Here is a 6,820-nt window from a genome sequence, read left to right as displayed (position 1 = left end):
CACCGCCGCATCCCTCGGGGCCGTGGGAACCGGCGCCGCGGGCGCCCCGGGCGCGGGCGGCTCCGCCTCCGGCGCCGGCGCCGGCCGCGGGCGCAGGTGTGCCAGGTGGCCGGCCAGTTCGCTCAGGTCGCGCAGGCCGAAGAGCAGCTCCGGCCCGATGGGCGCCACTTGGGAACTCAGCTTCGACGCCAGCGTGCGGATCATCACCGAGTCCAGGCCCAGCGCCTCCAGGGACGTGCCCGGGCCGATCGCCGCCGGGTCGTGGCCGAGCGTGTCGGCGACCGTACGGCAGACCAGCTCCAGCAGGTCCTCGGGGGCGGCGGGAGCCGGTGCGGGCGCGGCCGGGCGGACCGGGGGCGGCGGGGCCGGCCGGTCCGCCGGGGACAGGGTGTCCGGCGCCGTCCGTGCCGGGGCGGGATCGTCCCGGCGTGCGAGCAGGTGCAGGTCGGCGAGGTGCCGGTGCCAGGCGTCCTGCCTGCCGTGGAAGAGCGACACGACAGGGGGGCCGCCCGCGCCGAGCAGCCGCTCCAGGGCGCGCAGTGCGAGCTCCGCGGGGAGCGGGAGCATGCCGACCCGCTCCTCGACCACCTGGCGCACCGGCTCGGGGATCGTCATGCCCGGTACGTCCCACAGCGGCCACTGCACCGACAGGGTGCGCCCGTGCCGCTCCCCCGCCGCGACGAGCGCCGCGCGCCGCTCGGCGAGGGCGTCCAGCCGGGCGTTGGCGTACGCGTAGTCGGCCTGGCCGATGTTGCCGCTGACCGCCGCGACCGAGGAGAACAGTGCGAACACGTCCAGCGGCAGGCCGGCTGTCGCCTCGTCCAGCGCGGCGGCGCCGGCCGTCTTCGGGGCGAGCACGGCCGCCACGTCCTGCGCGCTCTTGCGCAGCAGATAGGCGTCCCGGACGACGCCCGCCGCGTGGAAGACCCCGTGCAGGGCGCCTTCGTGGGCGAGGACGTCGGCGACCAGCGCGTCCGCTCCGCCCGGCGCGGTGACGTCGGCCCGTACGTAGCGGATGCCCCCGGTCCCGTCCGCCGGCGGGCGGGCCGCCGGGTCCAGTGCGTCCCAGGGGGTGCGGCCGCAGACGACGACCCGGGTGCCGGGGTGCGCGGCGAGCCGGCGGGCCAGCGCCCGTCCGATGCCGCCCATGCCGCCGGTGACCAGGTACACGCCGTCGGGCCGGGGCGCGAAGCCCCGCTCGGGGAGCGTGGCGGGCCGCAGCACCCGGCGGGCGCGGCGCCCGCCGGTTACGTCGGCGAGGTGCCCCGACTCGGCGCCCGGGGCGGCCAGTTCGGCCCGTATGGACGGGGCGGCGGCCGCCCCGTCGTCGGCGACGAGCAGCGCGCGCCCGTCCAGGCGCGGGTTCTCCTGGCGCAGGGTCTGCACGAGGGCGCGCGCGGCGTCGGCCCGCAGCGGGTCCGCGGTGACGGCGAGCACCGTCAGCCGCTGTGTTCGGAAGGCGGAGAGCACACTGCGTACCGCATCGAACGCCGCCGCATCGGCGCCGGAGCCCGGCTCGAGGCGTACGACGAGCGTCGCGGCCTCGGCGGCGCCGGCCCGCGCCGTGTCGGCCGGGTCCGGGGCGGTGCCGCCGAGGGCGGCGGCGAGGTCGCCCCGGGGGTCGTGCACGAACAGCGGGCCCTGGGCGGGGCGGCGGCCGCCGGGCGGCAGGGGTGCGTCCTGCCAGGCGGGCGTGTACAGGACGAGGCCGTCGAGGCCGTCGCTGCCGGCGGGGGCCGGTGCCGCGTAGTGGCGGTCGCGGGCGAAGGCGTATCCGGGGGCCGCGATGCGGCGGTGCCGGGCCGGCGGGCACAGGCGGGTGAAGTCGACGTCGTGGCCCTCGGTGTAGAGCCGGGCCAGTTCGCGCAGGTGCTCGGCGCGGCCGGGAGCGTCCGCCGGCTGTTGGAGGAGGCGGTCGAGCAGCGCGGCGCGTGCGCGGCGGGCCTGCGGATCGCTGTCCCGCTCCTCGGCGGCCGGGGGGCCGGCGCGTCGCGCGTCGCTCTCGCCGGCCACCAGCAGGTCCAGGGAGTCGAGGAGTTGGTGCCGGTCGGCGACGAGGAGCGCCGCCCGGTGGGGGTGGTGGTCGCGGGCACAGGACAGGGTGTGTGCGAGGTCGGTGAGGGCGGCGTCGGATCCGCCGGGCGAGCGCAGCCAGCGGGCGAGTTCGGCGGCGCGGTCGGCGAGCGTATCCGGGCGGCGGCCCGACAGGGGCACCAGGACGGGCCGGTCGGGTGCCGGGGTGTGGGCGGGGGGCGGTGCCTGCTCGACGACGACGTAGGCGTTGGTGCCGCTGAAGCCGAAGGAGCTGACGGAGGCCCGCCGCGGCCGGCCGCCGGTGCCGGGCAGGGTGCGCGGCTGGGTGGCGACCGTGAACGGCCCCTCGTCGAAGGGGATGCGGGGGTTGAGCGTCCGGGGGGTGCAGTGCAGGGACGGGGGGACCTGCCCGGTCCGTACGACGCCGATGGCCTTGATCAGCCCGGCGAGCCCGGCCGCCGCCGAGGTGTGGCCGATGTTGCCCTTGACCGAGCCGACGGGCACGCTGCCGGCGGGGCGGCCGGCGGGCGCGAACACCTGGTTGAGCGCGGTGATCTCGATGGGGTCGCCGAGCGGGGTGCCGGTGCCGTGGCACTCGACGTAGTCGATGCCGTGCGGGTCCAGGCCGAACCGGTCGAGCGTGGTGGCGATGAGCTGTGCCTGGGAGGCGGCGCTGGGTGCGGTGATCCCGTTCGTGCGGCCGTCCTGGTTGAGGCCTCCGGCGCGGATCACGGCGTGCACGGGGTCGCCGTCGGCGAGCGCTCTGGACCAGGGTTTGAGGACGACGACGGCGCAGCCCTCGCCGGGGACGATGCCGTCGGCGGACGCGTCGAAGGGGCGGCAGCGCCCGCCGGGCGAGAGCATGCCGGCGCGGCTCATGAAGACGTGCGGCAGCTCGGTGAGGTAGAGGGTGACACCGCCGACGAGCATCATGTCGGCGTCGCCGAGCCACAGCGACTGGCAGGCCTGGTGGAGGGCGACCAGGGAGGACGAGCACGCCGTGTCCACGGTGACGGCGGGCCCCTTGAGGTCGAGGTGGTAGGCGATGCGGGCGGCGAGCAGGGAGTTGGAGTTGCCCTGCATGACCTGGGCGAGCCGGGCGTGCTCGCTCTCGCGCTCGATCAGGTCCTGGTAGTCGTTCATCATGACCCCGGCGTGCACGCCGACCCGGGCGCCGGCGAGGGAGCCGGGGCGCTGTCCGGCGTGTTCCAGGGCGCGATGGGCCTCCTGGAGGAAGAGGCGGGCCTGCGGGTCGGTGAGTTCGGCCTCGCGCGGGGTCATCCGGAAGAAGTCGGCGTCGAACCGGTCGACGCCGTCCACGAACGCACCCCATCGGGAGACCGACTTGCCCTCGGCCTCGGGATCGGCGTCGTAGTGGTCCGCGATGCGCCACCGCTCGGCGGGCACCTCGGTGACGAGGTCGTCGCCGTCGAGGAGGCGCTGCCAGAAGGTGTCGGCGTCGTCGGCGCCGGGGAAGCGGGCGCTGTAGCCGATGACGGCGACGGGCTCGGGCACCCCTGGGGGCACGGCCGGGGCGGGCCGTGACGGGGCGGGGGCCGTCGGGGCGGGGGCCGTCGGCCGCGCCGGGGGCCGCGCCCGGGCCTGCGCGGCGGCTGCCCGGAGCAGTTCGGCCGCGGCGGCGCGGTCCACCCCGGTGGCCGGGGCGGGCGCCGGATCCGGTGCGGCCTGTGCCCGCAGCAGCGCGGCGGCGGACGCGGCGTCGAGCGCACCGGTCTTGACTCGGGTCAGGATCTCTTTCGCGTCCATGCCGTCCTTCGGTTCCTTCGGTTCCTTCGGTTCCTGATTTCCGTGGGTCAGTGGGCTTCGGTGCCGTACGCGCCGACGATGCGTTCCATCACCTCGGGCAGCCGGAACGAGGTGCGGTGCAGGGCGGCCTCGCGGGCCACCGCCTCCCCCGTCGCGGCCAGCAGCGGCGCGGCCAGCTCGCGTTTGAGCAGCTCGATCGACGCACGCGGGGCGGCCGTCATGGAGAGCGCGAGTTCTCTCGCCGTGGCCGGCACCTCGAGGTGCGGCACGACCCGGACGGGGGCCCGGCGCTCGCGCAGTTCGGCGCCCCGGTAGGTGCGGGCGGTGAAGAGCATCTCCGTCCCCAGTTCGCGCCCGAAGCGGGCCGGGAACAGGTACGTGGCGCCCATGCCGGGGGTGAAGCCGTAGTTCATGAAGTTGCCCGCGTACACCGAGCGTTCGCTGAAGACGGCGAAGTCGGCGTACAGCGCGAGCACGAGACCGCCGCCGATGGCGTGTCCCTGCACGGAGGCGATCACGGGCAGCGGACAGCGCGCGAACACCCGGAAGAAGTCGTCGGTGTCGAAACTTCCGTTGCCGCGGGCGAAGTTGACCAGCTCGCGCTGGGTTCCGCCGGCGCAGAACAGCTCGGGTCTGCCCTCGATGACCACCGCGCGGGTGCGCGGGTCGGCGGCGGCCCGTTCGACGGAGTCGACGAGGCCCGCGGTCAGGCCGGCGGAGAAGGTGTTGCGGCCGTCGGGGTCGTCCATGGTGACGACGGCGACCGGCCCCTGCCAGGACAGCCGGACGACGGAGCGGGCGCCGGCCGCGGGCGGCGCCGTCACGCCCGTGGAGAGGCCCGGTGCCGCCGGTGCCGCCGGTGCGACCGGTGCCGCCGGTGCCGCCGGTGCCGCCGGTGCCGTCGGTGCCGTCGGTGCCGTCGGTGCCGTCGGTGCCGTCGGTGCCGTCGGTGCCGTCGGTGCCGTCGGTGCGGTCGGTGCGGTCGGTGCGGTCGGTGCGGTCATGCGGCACGCTCCCCGATCAGTCGGTGCACGGTGGGGTCGGTGAGCCGGTCCAGGAAGGCGCGGCCCGCGTCGCGGCCGAGCCGTTCGTCGCGGGGGAAGAGCCGGGCCCGGTACTCCTTGAGCGCTCCCGTGGTGGCGCGGTCGACGCGGCTGAGCTGCACCAGGACGTGCCGCAGCGCCTGTTCGGCGTCGTCGGCGGCCGTGTCGGCCAGGCCCGCGGCGACGGACCGGGCGGGGTCGAGGTCCTCGGCGAGCAGTGTCGCGGTGAACGCCCGCTGCTCGCCCGTCCTGCGGGCCACGAACGGCAGGGCCATGGCGGGCACCAGGCCGACGAGGGCCTCGGTCAGCCGGAAGCGGGCGCGCGGCCCGGCGATCACCAGGTCGCAGGCGGCGGCCAGGCCGACGCCGCCCGCGGTGGCGCGGCCGTCGACCAGGGCGACGGTGACCACGGGGGTGCGGGTGAGCCGGTCCAGAAGCTTCCAGTAGGGAAGTCCGTCCGCGTCCGGCTCGGGGACCTCGGCGGGCACGCCGTGCGACAGGTCGGTGCCCGCGCAGAAGTCCTCGCCCCGCGCGGACAGCACCAGGACGCGGCAGTGCGGGTCGGCCTCGGCGGCGTCGAGGGCCGCGTGCAGGTTCCGCAGGAGTACCGGTGTGATGGCGTTGCGCAGTTCGGGCCGGTCCAGGAGGGCCCGGAGCACACCGCGGGCCCGGGTCACGGTGACGGCGCTCATCGCTGCTCGCCTCCCAGCCACACGTACTCGCGGTGGTAGTCCCGCACGGCCCGCAGGACGAGCCGGCGGCCGCCGCCGAAGCGCGCCTTGGTGATCTGCGGGAAACGGTCGAGGTCGAAGGTGAAGTCGCGGGTGCCGAACTTCAGCTCGGCCGTGGCCGCCAGGAGCTCGTCGTACTCCGCGGGATCCAGCGCGTACCGCGCGTCCAGGGCCTCGCGGATGCCCATGGCGCGCACGGCGCGCTGCGAGGCGGGGGTGACGACGGCACTGTAGAACTCGGAGGCGCAGCCGGAGCCGTAGGAGAAGACGCCCACGCGGTGCTCGCGGTCGATGACGGCGTTGTCGATGGCGGAGGCCAGCGCGAGGAAGACGGTGCCCGCGTAGATGTTGCCGACCTGCTGCGGGTACTGGATCGCCGCGCCCAGGCGGGCGGTGAAGTCGTCCTCGATCGCCTGCGGCGGCGTGCCCCTCTTCAGCTTGCGCAGCGCGGCCCGGTGGGCGCCCTTGACCATGCCGGGAAACGGGGTGTGCATGGCCAGCAGGTCGAAGGAGTCCACGAAGTCGGCTCCCTCGACCTTGCTCGCGTAGTCGGTGAAGGAGCCCTTGAGGCAGTCGATGTAGGTCAGCAGCGACAGGTCGGTGTCGCCGGCCTCGCGCTCGGGGTCGGGGCGGCAGGTGTCCATGACCTCGTAGCTGTGGAAGCCGTTGGCGCCCCGGTCGAAGGCGGCGACGACCGGGCGGTCGCTGACCAGCATGGCCATGGCGCCCGCGCCCTGGCTGGGCTCGACGTAGGTGTGCGGCACCGGGCGGGCGACGTCGCTGCTGATGACGAGGGCCTTGGTGCCCTCGAAGGGGCTGGCGGCGACGACGGCGGCGGCCATCTGCAGGGCGGCGGTGCCGCTGTAGCAGGCCTGCTTGATCTCGAACAGGCGGCAGGTGCGCGGCAGCCGGAGGTGGTCGTGGACGTAGGTGGCCAGCGACTTGCCGAAGTCGACGCCGGACTCGGTGCCGACGATCAGCAGCTCGATGGAGGCGCGTTCCTCGTCGCTGAGGGCGTCGACGAGGGGCTTGGCCGCGTTCACGGCGAAGGACACGGCGTCCTCGCAGTGCAGTGCGACGCTCTTGCGCGCCATCATCAGGTTGCCGATCCGGCTGTCGTCGAGGCCGCGGGCCGCGAACAGGGTCGGGACGTCGATGTAGGTCTCACCGCAGTAGGCGTTGATGGCTTCGATGCCGACCTGCTTCATGGTCTTCTCCGTAACTACAGGGCTGCCACAGGGCTGC

Annotated in this window: 4 protein-coding genes; all 4 read right to left on the bottom strand. The window is 75.5% G+C overall.

Annotated features, from left to right (window positions below; all coding sequences use genetic code 11):
* Window positions 1-3,801: type I polyketide synthase (locus ACFU53_RS26105; RefSeq protein WP_383997053.1), on the bottom strand; the 3,801-nt coding region annotated here is incomplete at its 3' end.
* A gap of 47 nt (window positions 3,802-3,848) precedes the next feature.
* Window positions 3,849-4,805 carry a polyketide synthase gene (locus tag ACFU53_RS26100; RefSeq protein ID WP_383997050.1) on the bottom strand — a complete coding sequence of 319 codons (957 nt, stop codon included), beginning with the start codon at window positions 4,803-4,805 and terminating at the stop codon, window positions 3,849-3,851.
* Entirely contained in the window at window positions 4,802-5,536 is a 735-nt protein-coding gene (locus ACFU53_RS26095) for an enoyl-CoA hydratase/isomerase family protein (protein WP_383997047.1), read from the bottom strand. Before ACFU53_RS26095 ends, ACFU53_RS26100 begins: the two co-directional genes overlap by 4 nt.
* Complete coding sequence (locus ACFU53_RS26090) at window positions 5,533-6,783, bottom strand: hydroxymethylglutaryl-CoA synthase family protein (protein WP_383997044.1); 1,251 nt, start codon at window positions 6,781-6,783, stop codon at window positions 5,533-5,535. Before ACFU53_RS26090 ends, ACFU53_RS26095 begins: the two co-directional genes overlap by 4 nt.
* Window positions 6,784-6,820: the final 37 nt, after the last annotated feature.

The organism is Streptomyces sp. NPDC057474 (genome assembly GCF_042802555.1).
In the GTDB taxonomy this organism is placed as follows: Bacteria; Actinomycetota; Actinomycetes; order Streptomycetales; family Streptomycetaceae; genus Streptomyces.
The sequence above is the reverse complement of the archived record's forward strand: the minus strand, read 5'-3'. Positions and strand labels throughout refer to the sequence as shown.

What these genes read in the sequence shown, in the direction of transcription:
- ACFU53_RS26090 (WP_383997044.1), bottom strand. Translation starts at nt 6,783, where the DNA reads ATGAAGCAGGTCGGCATCGAAGCCATCAACGCCTACTGCGGTGAGACC.
- ACFU53_RS26100 (WP_383997050.1), bottom strand. Translation starts at nt 4,805, where the DNA reads ATGACCGCACCGACCGCACCGACCGCACCGACCGCACCGACGGCACCG.
- ACFU53_RS26095 (WP_383997047.1), bottom strand. Translation starts at nt 5,536, where the DNA reads ATGAGCGCCGTCACCGTGACCCGGGCCCGCGGTGTGCTCCGGGCCCTC.